Here is a 15,171-nt window from a genome sequence, read left to right on the forward strand (position 1 = left end):
AGCCCTGCGGACCCTGTGTGGCGACAGGTAGCCCGGTCGAGGGAAGCGTGCGGGGTGAAGAGAATGCTTCGAGGTCGACGCGCTGCAGGCGGCCCTCAGTTGCCGTCTGCCTGCAGCTTTTCAACGTACTTGTTGAAGGCCCGCTGCGCGGCTTCCACGGCTTCCGCGGGCCCTCGCAATGTCACCTCGTTCCATCCCGCCGGCAGATCGTGCGTCGACTCCAGAACGGCCTTGCGAATCGCATAGATGCGCTGGAGGATGAGACCATATTCGGCGGCCAACAGCTTGGGCCGGTCGCCCTGGAGGAAGAGCCTGCGCGCGATCTCCAGCGTGCGCGGATCGAATCGGCGCTTCCGGGCGATGCGCTCCAGCTGGATGGCATCAACGCTCGTAGTCATGGGAAGGCAGCGACATGAAGAGACTCATCAGCCCCAGGTAAAGCCAGTACAGTGCGAGCGCGCCCACCGAAACGGCGAGCATGCCCCAGCGCGGGAACCGTGGGTCGCCGACCAGGAACCCAAAGACCATCGTCACCAGGAAGCCCAGGAAGGCGAGCGGCACCAACACCGCCCGCATCACGGGCTCACCCAGCACCAGGACTGCGCAGAGGGCGCACCGCACCACCTGCCAAACGGCGAACATGGCCCACCAGAGAGCGGCGCCCGTCCATCCCACAAGCGTGCGCGCAGACAGGCCACCACGCTGCTTTGCAGCTTGTTCAACGCGTAAGTCCATCATCTCGATTCCTCCGTCGCCCAACACACCAGCTTCAGCGCGGCCAAAGGCACAGCGCTGCTGGAACCGTCGCCGAACCGCACTTCACCGACGTCACCGTCACGCGCCTTGATCCGAAGCGAGCCGCGGCGCCCTTCATGCTCGACCACCAGCACGGTGCGGCCGCCGCTCACCGTCTGCCCATTGCGCACCGATCCGGAAACACTGGACCTCTCCGCGCCCCGAGCGCTCGCAAGCAACGCGTCCACGTTGGTCCGGTTCACGGTCTGTGCCCCCTGCACCACCGCACGAAGCACATCGGGCGTCTCTCGCCCCGCCGAGACAAGTCGATAGAGGGTGCGCACATCCTCACCGACCCGGCCTTCCTGGACGGCCTTGCGCAGATCCGCCGATGCATCGATCAAGGCTGCGGCCTCGGTGATGAACGAACGCGGTTTGGCCAATCGCCGCGCAATCTCCGCTCGCGTCACCCCTTCGTGCTCACGCTCGGCAATGAACTGCGCCAGGTCAAAAGCCGACATGTCCTCGCGATGCAGGTTCTCGACGGCCTGGGCGAAAGGGTCGATCCGCTCGTCGATGAAGACCGGCACGGTCCGCAGGCCCGCTCGCCGTGCCGCTCGAATTCGCCGCTCGCCGCGGTTGACGATGTAGCGGCCCGGCGCATCGGGCCTGGTGCGCACCGACACTGGCTCGAGCACCCCATGCAGCCGAATCGACATGCTCAGTTCCTCGATGCTCTCTTCCCGGAAGCTGCGCCTGGGCTGGGCCGGATCAAGATCGATGAGGTCCAGATCGACGTGCGTGGCCGCCGCGGGCGCCGACACGCCCTCGCCCACCGCGAGCAGGTCCGACGGGCGAAACTGCGCCAGCGCGCTCAAGTCCAGATCCAGATTGTTCACGCCGCGACCTCCTGAGCAACGATCTGCTGCGACCGCTCAATGCGCCTTTGCAGCAGCGTGAAGACCTCCTTGACCTCCGCACTCGCCTCGCGCGCCGAACTTTTCGCAAGCTCCCACACCGCCTTTCCTTCGGCAAGCGCCTCGGGAATCGCCGAACGCGTCGAGATGCGCGCCGGGACCACGAACTCCGCATAGCTTGCGGCCAAGTGCTGCATCGCGGTCTTCTGCCGTACCGAATGCGCATTGAAGCGATTCAGAACGATGCCCGCCAACTCCAGCCTCGGGTTGTAGCGCTGGCGTACGCCGAAGACCGTCTTGAGCATGTCGGTGACACCATCGATGCTGTACTCCTCCAGTTCGATCGGGCAGACCACATCCGTTGCCGCGATCAGCGCGGCGCTCATGCGCAGGCCGAGCGCCGGCGGCGTATCGATCACCACCGTTTCGAACCGCTGTGCGAGTTGCGCGACGCTCCTGCGAAAGGCAGGCACCACCGTCTCGGGCTTCGCGAGTTCGATGTCTGCCAGCTTCTTCGTCGCGGCGATCAAGGCGATCGTGCGTTGTGCGCCTGGTGCACGCACCGGCACCACGGGCGCCACCGCATCGGCAAAGAGATCGACCGCCTGCACGCCCGTACGAAACGGGTGCAGCGTCTTCGATGCATTGCCCTGTGTGTCCAGATCGATGACGCACACGGAGTGGCGATGCACGTCGGCAAGCCACAGTGCGTAGAGGATCGCGAGCGTGGACTTTCCAACGCCGCCCTTCTGGTTCCCGAAGACCACCACATTGCCCATCACTCACCTCGCCGTGTCGCTCGCCGACGAAGATCACGTCGGCATGTCACGAAGATTCCGCGTCGCCTCTGCGATACAAGAAGTAAAGCCCTTTGCCGGATGCTCAATGCCAACACATCGCTGCGCATTTGTGCCGGATTCGCATTCGCTGCAACTCTCTAGCGAAATCGCGCAGTTAGCGTAGTCCTTGGCGTTTCGATTGTCTATATGTTCTATAGCTGGCTATAGAAACTAAGTTTCCTCTGATTCATTGACAAGCCCGGGCGACGTGGCAGACAGTGCGCCTCATGCGAGTCGAGGGCGGTCATCAACGTGCATGTGTCCGGTCCAACTGGTGCCGGGCATCGTTGCGACTGGTCGCACTCCTGGGTTGGTTCGCCTGCGCTGGAACGGTGCTGGCCGAACCCTTCGGCACGCAGCAGCACGTCGTTCCTCCAACCGAGCAGGCCGCGCGCGACGGCGAGCGCGTGGGAATCCTGCGCGAGGAGCTGAAGAAGTCCGAGGCGTTGCTGGAATCACTCGCGCGTCGCAAGGCCGAGCGGTTGGCGGCATCGGATGCCGCCGGCGCGACCGAGGTCGAGGAGCAGCACGCCCGCACCGTGAGCGACATCGCCGGACTTCAGCGCGAACTGGTCGCTGTCACACGCGCGCAGACTTCTCGAGCCACGCCGGCTCCGTCCAGCGCAAGCGCCAAGCCGGCTGCGCTGCCTCAGACATCCTCGGCCGCCAAGCCTGCGTCTACGACACCCTGGTGGGACGTCTACGGCAAGGTTCGACGCGCCGAGCCTGTCGCTCCGATCTCCCTTGTGCCCGCCCCTGAGTCGGCGGCACACCCGGTTTCAGCCCGTCGACTGGAGTAGCGCCATGAGAAACGTTATGAGAAACGCCATGACTGCGTGGACTTTAGTTCACAATTCCGCGCCATCTCATTCATTCACGTTCGCCCATGACCTCTGCGGTGCGGCCCAAGCCCAGGACGACAACAAAGGCGCGTTCCGCCAGCGCACGGAATGCCGACTCCCCCCACGCGCCGCCGAGCCGCGCGCTTGCGGCAAGCCCCGTCAACCAGCTCGAGCTGGTCGGACTCCTGCACAAGAGTGCCGTGATCGAGATCGTGATCCCGGAGGTGGAACCCGGCCGGTATCAGGTGCACCTCGTCGTGGCCTGGCGCTATGGACGAAGCGTCTTGACGGGCGCCTCCGGTCAACCTCGCACTTTTCGCAGCCTGGACACCCTCAGGACGCATCTGAAGACGCTGGGTATCGGCAGCACCCTGGTACGACTCGAACTGCTTCCCTAGCACGGGCTGCGTCGTCCGACCGCACGATCTGGCTCGACGCCGGCAAGAATCTCGGGGCCACCCGTCTGTGGCTTCTCTTCCTGGCCGCACTGTGCGCCCTCGCGCCCGAGCTGACTTTTGCCGGCAGCCCTTTCGCCACGGGCGCCAATGCAACCCAGCAACAGCTCACCTCGATCCTGACGCCGATCGCCGCCGTAGCGGTGATGGTCTCCGGCGCCATGGCCTGGTTCGGGCGGCTCAGCTGGTGGTGGATGGTCGCGGTCGTGATCGGCACCGTGCTGGTCTTCGGCGGTCCACAGATCGTCTCGTGGATTCGGGGCCTCTTCGGGGTCTGAGGAGGCACGCCGTGAATCGCAATCAGGGCATCGTGGCGGACCCGCTGTTCGTGGGGATGACGCGCCCGTCCATGGTCTGGGGCGTCACCTACTCGGCCATGATGTTCAACATCATCATCACGACCGAGTCCTTCATCGTGACGAAGAACTTGGCGTGGCTGCTGGCCTTCCTGCCGATTCACGGCATGCTCTACCTGGTGTGCCTGTACGAGCCAAGGTTCTTCGACCTGCTGCAACTGTGGGGTCGCACACGCCTGCCGGCCATGATCAGTGGCAACCTGCGGTTCTGGCGGGCCAATTCGTACAGCCCGCTCGCGATCGAGGTGCCGGACTTCTCGGGCCGTCGGCGCCAACGCGCCGTTCCGGCGGTGCTTTGAGGGGCGTGCGATGCAATTGCTCTCCCGCTCCGATGCCATCCTGCGCCGCGAGGTCAGCGCGGCGGCGATGATTCCGCTGGTCGCCCATGTGGATGAGCATGTGGCCCGCACCCGCGCGGGCGATTACGTCCAGACGCTGCGGATGGCCGGAGCGAGCTTCGAGAGCGCCGATGACGAGGACATCAACAGCTGGCACGAGCGCCTAAACGTCCTGCTGCGCAACATTGCCTCGCCGAACCTCGCCATCTGGGCGCACGTCGTGCGTCGCCGGGAGACCGGCTATCCCGTCGGTCGCACCGTGCCGGGCTTCGCCGAAGAGGTCGATCGGCGCTACCGCCAGAAGATCGCCGGCGAACGGCTGATGGTCAATGAGTTGTACCTGTCGATGGTCTTCCGGCCGCAGCCCACCCGGATCGGCAATGCGGCGCTGCGCCTGCTCAAGCGGACGGATCCCGCAGGTGCGCGGACGGAGATGCGAGACTCGCTGGACGGCTGCGCCAAGCTGCGCCAGGAATTGCTGGCTGCGCTGGAGCGCTATGACCCCGAAGCGCTTGGCGTGTACCGGATCGACGGCGTGCACGTTCTCTTCTCGTCGCTGATGGAGTTCCACGGGCTGCTGATCAACGGCGAGTGGCAGCGAATGCCGTTGCCGCGATCGCCGCTCAATGAGGCCCTGGCCACCACCCGGCCCTTCTTCGGCAACGAGGCGATGGAGTACCGAACTGGCACCCAAACCCGGATCGGTGCCTTTCTCGGCATCAAGGAGTACCCGACACCCACGGCGCCGGGCATGCTCAGCTCCCTCCTGACAGCGCCGTTCCCCTTCGTGCTGACCCAGAGCTTCACCTTTTTGGCGAAGAGCACGGCCACGGACATGATGAGCCGCCAGCACAACCGCATGGCCTCTTCCGGCGACTTGGCCATTTCCCAGGCCGATGAGCTGAAGGACGCGCTGGACGACCTGATGAGCAATCGCTTCGTGGTGGGAGACCACCACTTCACGCTGCATGTTCTGGCCGATACCTATGACGGGGTGAGCGAAGCCGAGGGGCGGCCACGCCTGAAACAGTTGAACGACAACGTTGCCCGAGCCCGCTACCTGCTGGGCGATACCGGGATGGTGGTCGCGCGCGAGGACCTGGCGCTGGAGGCCGCCTTCTGGGCCCAGTTGCCGGGGAACTTCGGCTACCGCACGCGCAAGGCGCCGATCACCAGCCGCAACTTCGCGGCCATGTCCCCGTTCCACAACTTCCCCACCGGCCGGGCAACGGGCAACTACTGGGGCGATGCGCTGACCATGTTCATGACGCGCGCCGGCTCGCCGTACTACTTCTCCCTGCACGCCAGCGACCCGCGCAGCCAGGACGGCGGGAGCCGTCGCGATGTGGGCCACATCAATGGCGTCGGTCCCGTGGGCACGGGCAAGACGACCTTACTGGGTTTCTGCACGATCGCCATCTGCAACCGGCTGGACGCCACCCAGGTCATCTTCGACAAGGATGAGGGCCTGCACATCCTCGTGCGCGCACTGGGCGGTCAATACCTACCCCTGAAGAATGGCGCGCCCACCGGCTGCAATCCCCTCCAACTGGACGCCAGCATTCCGGACAACATCGAGTTCATGCGGCACTGGCTGCGCAGGCTGGCGATGCGCTCCCCCGCCGACGTCTTGACGGTGCGGCAGGAGGAGGATCTGGACCAGGCCCTTCGCGGCACGCTCAAGCTCGACGCGCCATTCCGGCGCCTCTCCCGGCTCATAGCGTTCCTGGACGTGACGGACCCCGAGGGCATGTTCGCGCGTCTGCGCAAATGGTGTGCGGCTGAGCAAGGCGACTACGCCTGGGTCTTCGACAACGACGACGACAAGGTGGCGCCACTGCTTGCCCATCACAGCCTGGTCGGCTTCGATGTGACTGACTTCCTGGACAACGACGTGGTGCGTGCGCCGCTGACCATGTACCTCTTCCATCTGGTCAACCGAATGGTGGACGGACGCCCCCTCGTGTGCTGGATGGACGAGTTCGCCAAGCTCCTGGGCGACCCGGCCTTCGCACGCTTCGCCAAGAACGGCCTGGAGACATGGCGCAAGAAGAACGCCAACCTCGCCACCTTCACCCAGAGCACGAGCCATGTGCTGGACTCCAGCATCGCCCGCGCCATCATCGAGCAGACGCCGACCAAGATCCTCTTCCCGAACCCGGAAGCGGACTACCGGGAGTACACCGAGGGCTTCAACCTCACCGACCGGGAGTTCGCGCTCATCAAGCAGGAGCTCGAGCCCGGCTCGCGCCAGTTCCTGATCAAGCAGAACCATGTAAGCGTGGTGGCGCAACTGGACCTCAAGGGATTCGACGACGCCCTGCACGTGATCTCGGGGCGAACGAGCAATGTGCGGCTCATGCGCGAACTCATGGCCCTGCACGGGCCGCATCCCGAGCAGTGGCTCGGGCCCTTCCGCGCGGCCTGCGCTGGTCCGGCTTCCCGTTCCTCGTCAACCGCGGAGGTCTCCCATGCGTAGGCATCTCCTCGCCTTTCTTCTTGCCGCATCGGCCCTCCTGGCCCCGCCGCATGCCCGCGCCGGCATACCCGTCATCGACATCACGGCAGTCGCCAACCTGATGCAGCAAGTCTCCTACTGGCAGCAGCAGATCTCGGCGATGCAAAAGCAGTACGACCAACTCCAGGCCGCCAACGCGCAGCTCGGCCAGACCTACAACGCCATGACCGGCAGCCGCGGCATGGGGCAGTTGCTGCCGACCTCGGACCTGTCGCGCAACTACCTTCCGTCCAACTACAACGAGCTCATGAGCACCCTCAATGGGTCGTCGGGCAGCTATTCGGGCCTTGCGAACCAGGTCCAATCCATCATGAAAGCCAACAGCATCCTCTCCAGCACGCAGATGGGCGCCTTGAGTCCCGAGCTGCGACAGGTTGTCGAGCAAGGCCGGCAGGCCTCGGCGATGCTGAACGGAACAACGCAGACCGCCTACCAGAACACGAGCCAGCGCTTCTCGGCACTGCAGCAGTTGATCGACGCGATCGGGCGTACGAACGACCCCAAGGCGATTCAGGAACTGCAGGCCCGGATTCAGGCGGAGCAGAACATGCTCACGAACGAGCAGACGAAATTGCAGAGTCTCTATCAGATGGCCAAAGCCGAAGAAACCGCCCAGCAGCAAAGAACTCGCGAGCAAGTCATCTCCGGTCATGGAGGCTTCTCGTCCCGATTCATCCCAAGCCCCTGAGAACTATGTCCAAGTCCGCCGTCATCATCGTTGTAGCAATCATCGCCCTGGGTGCGGCGAGTGGCGCGTACTACTTCATGAGCCGAGAGTCGCTGACTACACCTCCGGCCCCCGGTGTCGCGGAGCGAGTGGATCCACCTGCCTCGGCCCCGCCGAGCACTCCGAAGCCGGATCACGGCAACTTTCAGAGGCGCTTCCAGCCTTCCATGCCGCCCGCGGGCACGGGCAAGTAGGAAGCAACCCAGGAGGTGGGCGATGTTCTTTCAGCAGTTTTGGACTTGGTTGACTTCGCAGTTGACAGGCTACATCGCCACGAAGTCTGCCGTGGTAGCTGGGGCGATGGAACCCGCCGTCGTAACCCTTGCAACGATCTACGTAATGATCTGGGGATACTTGAGCCTGACAGGCCGAATCCAGGAGCCGATCTGGGAGGCCATCAAACGCATTTTGTTCATTGCGATTGTTTTGGGCCTCGGACTGAGACTCTGGCTCTTCAACGAAGCAATTGTTGATACGTTTTTCACTGCACCAGGACAGCTGGCCGCGGTCATCACAGGGTCCAGCGATCCTGTCACAGTCATTGACACCATCTGGGACAACGGTGGCACCGTTGCGTCGAATCTTTGGAACAAGGGCGGAGTCCTCAACGGGGACTTCGGCTTCTATCTCGCTGGGGCGATTGTGTACCTCATCATGGGTGGGGTTGCGGTCTACGCCCTATTCCTCTTGGCACTTGCCAAGCTTGCCCTAGCGCTGATTCTTGCAGTTGGTCCTGTCTTCATTTGCCTCCTCTTCTTCGAGGCAACCCGGAGATTCTTCGAAGCTTGGATCGCCCAGCTAGCGAACTACGCCCTAGTGGCGGTGCTCAGCACCCTGGTTGCCACACTGATGCTCAAGGTAGTTTCGTCGTATGCAACTCAGACCGCCGCAAGAGGGACTGCCATCGTGACGGTAGATGCGCTGAACATGGTCCTATGCGCGGCACTCGTCTTTCTACTCATGCGACAGGTGATGCCAATAGCCTCCGGTCTTGCCAGCGGGATCGCACTTAACTCCTTCGGTTTCGTGAGCGGCATGGCTCAGTGGGCCCTCGGCGGTGCCAAGCGTTCCAGCTACGAATTCAGCCGCGGTGTCATCGACGGCATGCGGCGCGAACCCGGCAGCCGATGGGATTCGTTCCGCCGCCTGGCCGGCAATCGCGTCGGAGCCGGAGTGGCCTCTGTGGCAGGCATCGGAGCGTCTCCTCGGCGCGGCGGCACCGTGATTCCCAGGGAACAGGTCATGCCCAACCCTGCCCATCTCCGTTGATTGGGAGCGCTCTCGTGACCCCCCGTTTCTCTCTCGCCCTGGCCCTGCTTCTCGCCGCATGCGGCACCAGGCCGCCACTGCCGCCGGAGTGCCAAGGTCCACTCACGCCCATCAACCCCTCCGCGACGACGTCTCAATCGGGAGCACTCCATGAACAGGGACCCCACGCTTGAGCGCTACCTGCTCGAGGCACAAAGCTGGGAACTCGATCGTGCTCGCCGCGCCGAGCGCTCGGCCAGGCTCGCCTGGATCGTCGCAGGCGTCGCAGCCGCCACGGCCCTCCTGGCGGTCGCCGCAGTCACCGGACTCACGCCGCTGAAACAGCCCGTCCCCGTCCTCATCCGCGTGGACAGCAGCAGCGGGATCGTGGACATCGTCCCGACCTACGAGGGAACCACCGATATCGAGCAGCTCGTGACCCGCAACCTGCTGCAGAACTATGTCATCGCCCGGGAGCGCTACTTCTACGGCACCGCCGAAGCGGACTACGAGCTGGTGGCCTCCCAGAATTCCCCACGCCTGAACCAGGAATGGGCCGCCCTCTGGTCGACCAGCAACCCTCTCTCGCCCCTGAACACCTACAAGGACGGCACGTCCCTCCGCACCCAGGTCCGCTCGGTCACCTTCCTCAAGCTCGAAAGTGGCAGGGACAAGCTCGCCCAGGTTCGATTCAGCAGGTACACCCGCGCGGGCGGCACAGGGGACGAGCAGATAAGCCACTGGGTCTCGACCATCGAGTTCGCCTACGTCCAACCATCCAAGGACGACAAGTGGCGCTCTCTCAACCCCCTGGGCTTTCGGGTCGTCGAGTATCGCCGCGAGCCCGAGGTGGCTACCACCAGCATGCCGCCGGCGGCCAACGGCAAACAGGATGTGCGATGAGGCCCGATGCCGCCCCTACAGGTGCCGTCTGGGCTGCAGCGCTCGTGTGCTGCGTCGGACTGCACGCGCCGATCGGCACGGCGGCAACAATTCCACCAGCCGGCAAGGTGGACGCGCGCGTGCGCGTGGTGGCCTTCAACCCCGACGATGTCGTGACCCTGCACGGCTACGTGGGCTACCAAATCCACCTGCAGTTCGCCGAGGGCGAGGAGTTCGTCAACCTCGGCTCCGGCGACAACGCCGCTTTTGATGTCGGCGCCGAACGCAACCACTTCTTCATCAAGCCCAGGGAGGCGCGCGCCTCGACCAATCTCACGGTCCTGACGAATCGCAGGGCTTACCACTTCGACTACGTGGTCTCCGCCACCGCACCCACCGGGGCGGCCGCACGGCGCATGGTCTATTCGGTCCGGTTCACGTACCCCGAGGACGAGGCGCGTGCCCTGGCGGCCGAAGCCGAGCGCCGCCGCACCGAGGCGCGCATGAGCCAGGCCTCGGACCGCCCGCGCAACATGAACTACTGGTTCTGCGGCAGCGAGTCACTCAGGCCCATGAGCGCCTTCGACGATGGCGTGCAGACCCGTCTGCGCTTCCAGGCCCGCGCCGAATTTCCGGCCATGTTCGTGCAGAACGACGACGGCTCCGAATCGCTGCTGAACTTCAACGTCGAGAACGACGAGGTGGTGATCCATCGAGTCGCTCGCCGCTTCGTGCTCCGACGCGGCCAGTTGGTCGGCTGCGTCGTCAACCAGTCCTTCGCGGGAGGAGGCGCACGACCCTCCACGAACACCAATGTCCCCGGCGTGCAGCGGACCAATGCGGGAGGCGAACCATGAGCGGGTTGGATCGCGGCCGCAGGGCGCGCGGTACGGACGACGCCGATGGGCAGGATCCGCGCGAGGAAAATGAGGCGTTCGAGGGGACACCCGATCGACGGGTGGACCCCGACACCGGCGAGATTCTGCCGGCTCGTCGCAGTGACGCGCGGGAAGCGCACAGAGTTGGCGGTGGAGGCGACGCCGGCGCCGCCATGGTGCAGGGCGAGCGTGCCATCCCCTCGGTCAACCGGGAGCGATCCATCCAGTCCCGCATCAGCGGCGGCCTGGCCCTCGCGACCATCCTCCTGTTGGGAGGCGGTTTCCTCTTCTGGTACTACGACACCCAGTACAGCAAGACGCGCGACGCCGAAGACGCGGCGCGCAAGGCCACCGCCGCGCGCGCGGGCGGCGAGATGAAGGTCCCGCCCCTGGGCCGCATCGATCCACCCAAGACGCCGGTCGATGCCGTTCCCGTGTCGACAGCCACTGGCAACACGCTGCCGCCTCCTCCGCCGGCCACCGCTGCACCCAACGCCGGAGGCCAGCCACAGAAGACGCCAGAACAGCTGGCTCTGGAGCGCCGGCTTGGCGCCCCCGTCCTGCGCAAGGCCCAATCCGCCGGATCGGGCGTCACTCCGTACGCCGACGCGGCCGCGGTGTCCTCCCCCGGCGCCCCGCCGGTCATGCCCAACGTTGCCCAGTTGTTTGGCACCATGCAGAGCCCTGTCGCCGGCGCTACCGGCGGCACCCTGGCGGCCAACCTTATGCCCACTCCGACACCCGCCGTCACGGCGCAGACCCTCCCCACCCGGCGCCTGCTCCTGCCCAAGGGCGCCTTCATTGATTGCACGCTGGAGACGGCCATTGACTCGACCTACGAGGGCATGACCACCTGCATCGGCGCAAGCGACATCTATGGCGCCGATGGCAAGGTGGTGTTGCTCGAGCGCGGAACGAAGTACGTGGGCGAGCAGCGCGGCTCGCCCCGGCAGGGCCAGGGGCGTGTCTTCGTGGTCTGGAACGAGGCGCGCACACCGACGGGCGTTGTCGTGCAACTGGCTTCGCCGGGCACCGACGAACTCGGCCGCAGCGGCCTGCCGGGCTACGTCGACACCCACTTCTGGGAACGCTTCGGCGCCGCGATCCTCATTTCTGTGATCGACGGCACGATGCAGGCCATCGTCGCAAACCAGCAGAGTGGTACCAATATCGGCAGCGGCGGCGGTGTGATCCTCAGTCCGCAAGGCACACGCGACGTGATCGCAGAGGTGCTGCGCAGCACGATCACGATCCCGCCCACAGTCATCAAAAACCAGGGCGATCGCATCCAAATCCTGGTCGCCCGCGACGTGGACTTCAGGAGCGTCTATGCGCTTCGAACCGACTCCACCACGCCTTGATCGCGAAAGCGGCAATCCATCGGCCGCGAGCGCGCCGTCGTCATCGGCGCGACCGGCCGACGAGGCGCCTTCCTCACTCGCCCTCTTCCTCGGCCCACTCGGCCAACTCCTGGACGATCCCGAGGTCACCGAGATCTGCATCAACGAGCCCGGCTGCGCCTTCGTGGAGCGGCAGTCCGGCTGGACACGCGAAGAGCTTCCCTTCGCCTCCTTCGGCTGGTGCGTCTCCATCGCCAAGCTGGTGGCCAACTTCACGCGACAGCGCGTCTCGGCCCATGAGCCGTTGCTCTCAGCCACGCTCCCCGGCGGAGAGCGCATCCAGATCGTCCTGCCACCGGCAACTCTGGAGCGGACGGTTTCCATCACGATCCGCCGTCCTTCCAACGCCCTGTGGACCCTCGAGGAACTGGACACCATGGGGATCCTCGGCCCGACACGAAGCATCCCCGCGATCGAGGCGCGGCAAGCCCAGCTCGAGTACCTGTCGCACGAGGATCGCGAGCTGACAGCATGCCTGGCCCGGCGGCAATTCGTGCAGTTCCTGCGTCGAGCCGTCCAGCTGCGCAAGAACATTCTGCTGTCTGGCGCCACGGGCTCCGGCAAGACCACGGTGAGCAAGGCACTGATCCTCGAGGTGCCACCGGAAGATCGCCTCATCACCATCGAGGATGTCAAGGAACTGTCGCTGCGCAACCAGCCCAACCATGTGCGGCTCTTCTACTCGCAGGGTGCGCAAGGCGAGGCCCAGGTGACGCCTGGCCAGTTGCTCGCGAGCGCCAAGCGTCAGCGTCCGGACCGTGTGTTTGTCTCGGAGCTTCGAACCGGCGAGGAGGTGTACGACTACCTCGTGTCCGTGAACACCGGCCACCCGGGCTCCATCACCAGCGTGCACGCCGACACCGCCGAGATGGCCTTCGTGGCGCTGGCCCAGCTGATGAAGCGCAGCCAGGCCGGCCAGGGCATGACCACCCGCGAGGGCGTGGAGCTGGCCAAGTTGAGCGTGGACATCGTCGTGCAATGCGGGCGCGACCGCAGCAGGGCGGGCAGTCCACGCGTCGTGCGGGAGATCTGGTATGACCCTGGCACCAGGCACGCAGAGCTTGCCTAGCCCCTTCAAGATCGCGATCGCGCTGCTCGTAGCGGCGCTGGTCGGCCTGTACGTAGCAGGCTATGCCTTCCTCATGGCGATGAAGATGCCGCCGCAGGAGGCGTCGTTGCTCACGATCCACCAGTACTGGCAAGCCTACGGCGAACGGCCGGACGTGCGCCGCACGCTGGTCGCGACGCTCGTCGGCGCCCAGGGGCTGTGCCTCGGTCTCGTCGGGGTCGCCCTGTGGCCGCGCCGCCGGCCGCTTCACGGCGATGCGCGCTTTGCCACGCGACGGGAGATCGAGCAGGCAGGCTTGCTCCAGGAGCACGGCATCATCCTCGGCCGACTTGGTCGCCTTGGCGGCCGCTACCTCGTGCTTCCGGGACAGCAAGGCGTCGAGCTCGAGGCACCACCACGCAGCGGCAAGGGCATCGGCGTCGTGGTACCGAACCTGCTCAACTGGCCGGGCTCGAGCATCGTCAGCGACATCAAGGGCGAGAACTTCATGCGCACGGCGGGCTTTCGGGCGGCACATGGCCAGGAGGTCCACCTGTTCGATCCACTCTCCGAGAAGGAGTGCTCCGCGCGGTGGAACCCGCTCGGCTACGTCTCCGAACTGCCCTACCGCTGCATCGACGACCTGCAGCGCATCGCCACGATGCTGTTTCCCGATCCGCTCGCAGGCGATCCCTTCTGGACGTCGTCGGCCCGGTCGCTGTTCCTCGGGATCGCCCTCTACCTCTTCGAGGCGCCAGGGTCCACACGCACGCTCGGCGAGGTGCTGCGCCAGGGCATGGCGAGCGACGCCGAGGGATTCCAGAAGCACTGGAAGCGCGTGATCGACGCCTGCGAGCGGTCGGGCTATCCGCTCTCCCAGGAGGCGGTCCAGAGCCTCTACGACGTGATCGACCTCGCGCCCACCACAGCGTCGAGCATCCGCAAGACCTTCACCAGTCGCCTCGATCTTTGGCTCAACCCGATGATCGACGCGGCCACCTCGGCCAATGACTTCGATCTGAGGGATCTGCGCAAGCGTCCGATCTCCATCTACGTGCAGATCAATCCGGACAACATTGCCCGTCTGCAGCCGCTGCTGAACCTCTTCTTCCAGCAAGCGATCGGCCTGCAGACACGTGAGCTTCCCGAGAACAACCCAGCGCTCAAGTACCAGTTGCTGCTGATGCTGGACGAGTTCCCGGCGCTTGGCCGCATCCCGGTGATCGCCGAGTCCACGGCCTTCCTGCCGGGCTACAACGTCCGCACGGTCATCATCGTCCAGTCCAACTCGCAGTTGGTCGAGAAATATGGCGTCGAAGGCGCGAAGTCCATCCGCAAGATGCTCGCCGCGCGCATCGTCTTTCCGCCCAAGGAGTACGACGACGCCGAAGCCATTTCGCGCGAGTTGGGCACGTACACCGTCTCGCAGAAGAACATCAGCCGGCCCATGTGGGGTGATGGCGGCAAGACCGGGACCGTGAGCATCAGCGAGCAGCCGCGCAGACTGCTGCTGCCTCAGGAGGTGAAGGAGCTGGGCCCGAGCCGGATGATCCTCTTCTACGAAGGGCTGCGCCCCGTGCTCGCGCACCGTATCCGCTACTTCTCGGACAAGTCTTTTGCCAAGCGCGAACTGGCCCCGCCGGTCGTCCCCCGTCTTGACGTCGAAGGCTCGAGCCATGCCATCGCCGCGGCGCTCGCCACCCGCGTGGACGACGAGCCGACCGCCATGTCGCGGCCACCGGCATTCGCCACGGCGCCCACATCCACCACCGACGTTGCGCCGCAGAGCGGCGGACAAGCCATGACGAAGGAGGATCAAGCCATGACAAGCGATGGATTGAGCGAAGAACTGAAGCTGGACGACTTCTCATTCGATTTCGACGATGTCGAGATTCCAAGCGAGAAGTTGAGCGACGACGAGATCAAGCGCCGGGCCGACGAGTTCGTCTCGCGGCTCCTCGACTGATTCCCGGCCAGCTTCCAGAAAG

16 protein-coding genes are annotated in these 15,171 nt (G+C 65.1%); 12 read left to right on the forward strand and 4 right to left on the reverse strand.

Annotated elements, in window-relative coordinates; genetic code table 11:
• Nucleotides 1-95: 95 nt before the first annotated feature.
• From WKW77_RS29505 to WKW77_RS29520, 4 genes are read right to left on the reverse strand one after another with little or no spacing between them, the layout of a single operon-like run.
• The gene (locus WKW77_RS29505) at nt 96-398 is read right to left on the reverse strand and encodes a TrfB-related DNA-binding protein (RefSeq protein ID WP_340360451.1); all 303 of its coding nucleotides are present in this window, start codon (nt 396-398) and stop codon (nt 96-98) included.
• On the reverse strand, nt 382-738 hold the full coding sequence (locus WKW77_RS29510; protein ID WP_340360452.1) for a hypothetical protein: 357 nt from the start codon (nt 736-738) through the stop codon (nt 382-384). The genes WKW77_RS29505 and WKW77_RS29510 overlap by 17 nt, the downstream gene beginning before the upstream one ends.
• Entirely contained in the window at nt 735-1,634 is a 900-nt protein-coding gene (locus WKW77_RS29515; RefSeq protein ID WP_340360453.1) for a ParB/RepB/Spo0J family partition protein, read from the reverse strand. The genes WKW77_RS29510 and WKW77_RS29515 overlap by 4 nt, the downstream gene beginning before the upstream one ends.
• Complete coding sequence (locus tag WKW77_RS29520) at nt 1,631-2,431, reverse strand: ParA family protein (RefSeq protein ID WP_340360507.1); 801 nt, start codon at nt 2,429-2,431, stop codon at nt 1,631-1,633. Before WKW77_RS29520 ends, WKW77_RS29515 begins: the two co-directional genes overlap by 4 nt.
• Nucleotides 2,432-2,778: 347 nt before the next feature.
• Here WKW77_RS29520 and WKW77_RS29525 point away from each other — a divergent pair, with 347 nt between their 5' ends.
• The 12 genes from WKW77_RS29525 to WKW77_RS29580 all read left to right on the forward strand — a co-directional run bounded on the left by WKW77_RS29525 (nt 2,779) and on the right by WKW77_RS29580 (nt 15,149).
• Nucleotides 2,779-3,291, forward strand: a complete 513-nt coding sequence (locus tag WKW77_RS29525; RefSeq protein WP_340360454.1) for a hypothetical protein — start codon at nt 2,779-2,781, stop codon at nt 3,289-3,291.
• 86 nt (nt 3,292-3,377) lie between these two features.
• Entirely contained in the window at nt 3,378-3,731 is a 354-nt protein-coding gene (locus WKW77_RS29530) for a hypothetical protein (protein ID WP_340360513.1), read from the forward strand.
• A 65-nt stretch (nt 3,732-3,796) separates the two neighbouring features.
• Nucleotides 3,797-4,066, forward strand: coding sequence for a TrbC/VirB2 family protein (locus tag WKW77_RS29535; protein ID WP_340360508.1), 270 nt, complete (start codon nt 3,797-3,799; stop codon nt 4,064-4,066).
• Nucleotides 4,067-4,077: 11 nt separating this feature from the next.
• Complete coding sequence (locus WKW77_RS29540; protein WP_340360455.1) at nt 4,078-4,443, forward strand: VirB3 family type IV secretion system protein; 366 nt, start codon at nt 4,078-4,080, stop codon at nt 4,441-4,443.
• A gap of 10 nt (nt 4,444-4,453) precedes the next feature.
• Nucleotides 4,454-6,961, forward strand: coding sequence for a VirB4 family type IV secretion/conjugal transfer ATPase (locus tag WKW77_RS29545; protein WP_340360456.1), 2,508 nt, complete (start codon nt 4,454-4,456; stop codon nt 6,959-6,961).
• Nucleotides 6,954-7,688: a P-type DNA transfer protein VirB5 gene (virB5, locus tag WKW77_RS29550; RefSeq protein WP_340360457.1), complete on the forward strand. Its 735-nt coding sequence runs from the start codon at nt 6,954-6,956 to the stop codon at nt 7,686-7,688. Before WKW77_RS29545 ends, virB5 begins: the two co-directional genes overlap by 8 nt.
• A 255-nt stretch (nt 7,689-7,943) precedes the next feature.
• Nucleotides 7,944-8,996: a TrbL/VirB6 family protein gene (locus WKW77_RS29555; protein ID WP_340360458.1), complete on the forward strand. Its 1,053-nt coding sequence runs from the start codon at nt 7,944-7,946 to the stop codon at nt 8,994-8,996.
• Between the two features lie 150 nt (nt 8,997-9,146).
• Complete coding sequence (locus WKW77_RS29560) at nt 9,147-9,878, forward strand: VirB8 family type IV secretion system protein (protein ID WP_340360459.1); 732 nt, start codon at nt 9,147-9,149, stop codon at nt 9,876-9,878.
• The gene (gene virB9, locus WKW77_RS29565; RefSeq protein WP_340360460.1) at nt 9,875-10,714 is read left to right on the forward strand and encodes a P-type conjugative transfer protein VirB9; all 840 of its coding nucleotides are present in this window, start codon (nt 9,875-9,877) and stop codon (nt 10,712-10,714) included. Before WKW77_RS29560 ends, virB9 begins: the two co-directional genes overlap by 4 nt.
• Complete coding sequence (gene virB10 / locus WKW77_RS29570) at nt 10,711-12,096, forward strand: type IV secretion system protein VirB10 (RefSeq protein WP_340360461.1); 1,386 nt, start codon at nt 10,711-10,713, stop codon at nt 12,094-12,096. The genes virB9 and virB10 overlap by 4 nt, the downstream gene beginning before the upstream one ends.
• The gene (gene virB11, locus WKW77_RS29575; protein ID WP_340360462.1) at nt 12,065-13,204 is read left to right on the forward strand and encodes a P-type DNA transfer ATPase VirB11; all 1,140 of its coding nucleotides are present in this window, start codon (nt 12,065-12,067) and stop codon (nt 13,202-13,204) included. Before virB10 ends, virB11 begins: the two co-directional genes overlap by 32 nt.
• A complete protein-coding gene (locus tag WKW77_RS29580) occupies nt 13,170-15,149 on the forward strand; it encodes a type IV secretory system conjugative DNA transfer family protein (RefSeq protein WP_340360463.1) in 1,980 nt (659 codons plus the stop codon). Before virB11 ends, WKW77_RS29580 begins: the two co-directional genes overlap by 35 nt.
• Nucleotides 15,150-15,171: the final 22 nt, after the last annotated feature.

The sequence above is a fragment of the Variovorax ureilyticus genome, from assembly GCF_037889935.1.
Taxonomy (GTDB): Bacteria; Pseudomonadota; Gammaproteobacteria; order Burkholderiales; family Burkholderiaceae_C; genus Variovorax; species Variovorax ureilyticus.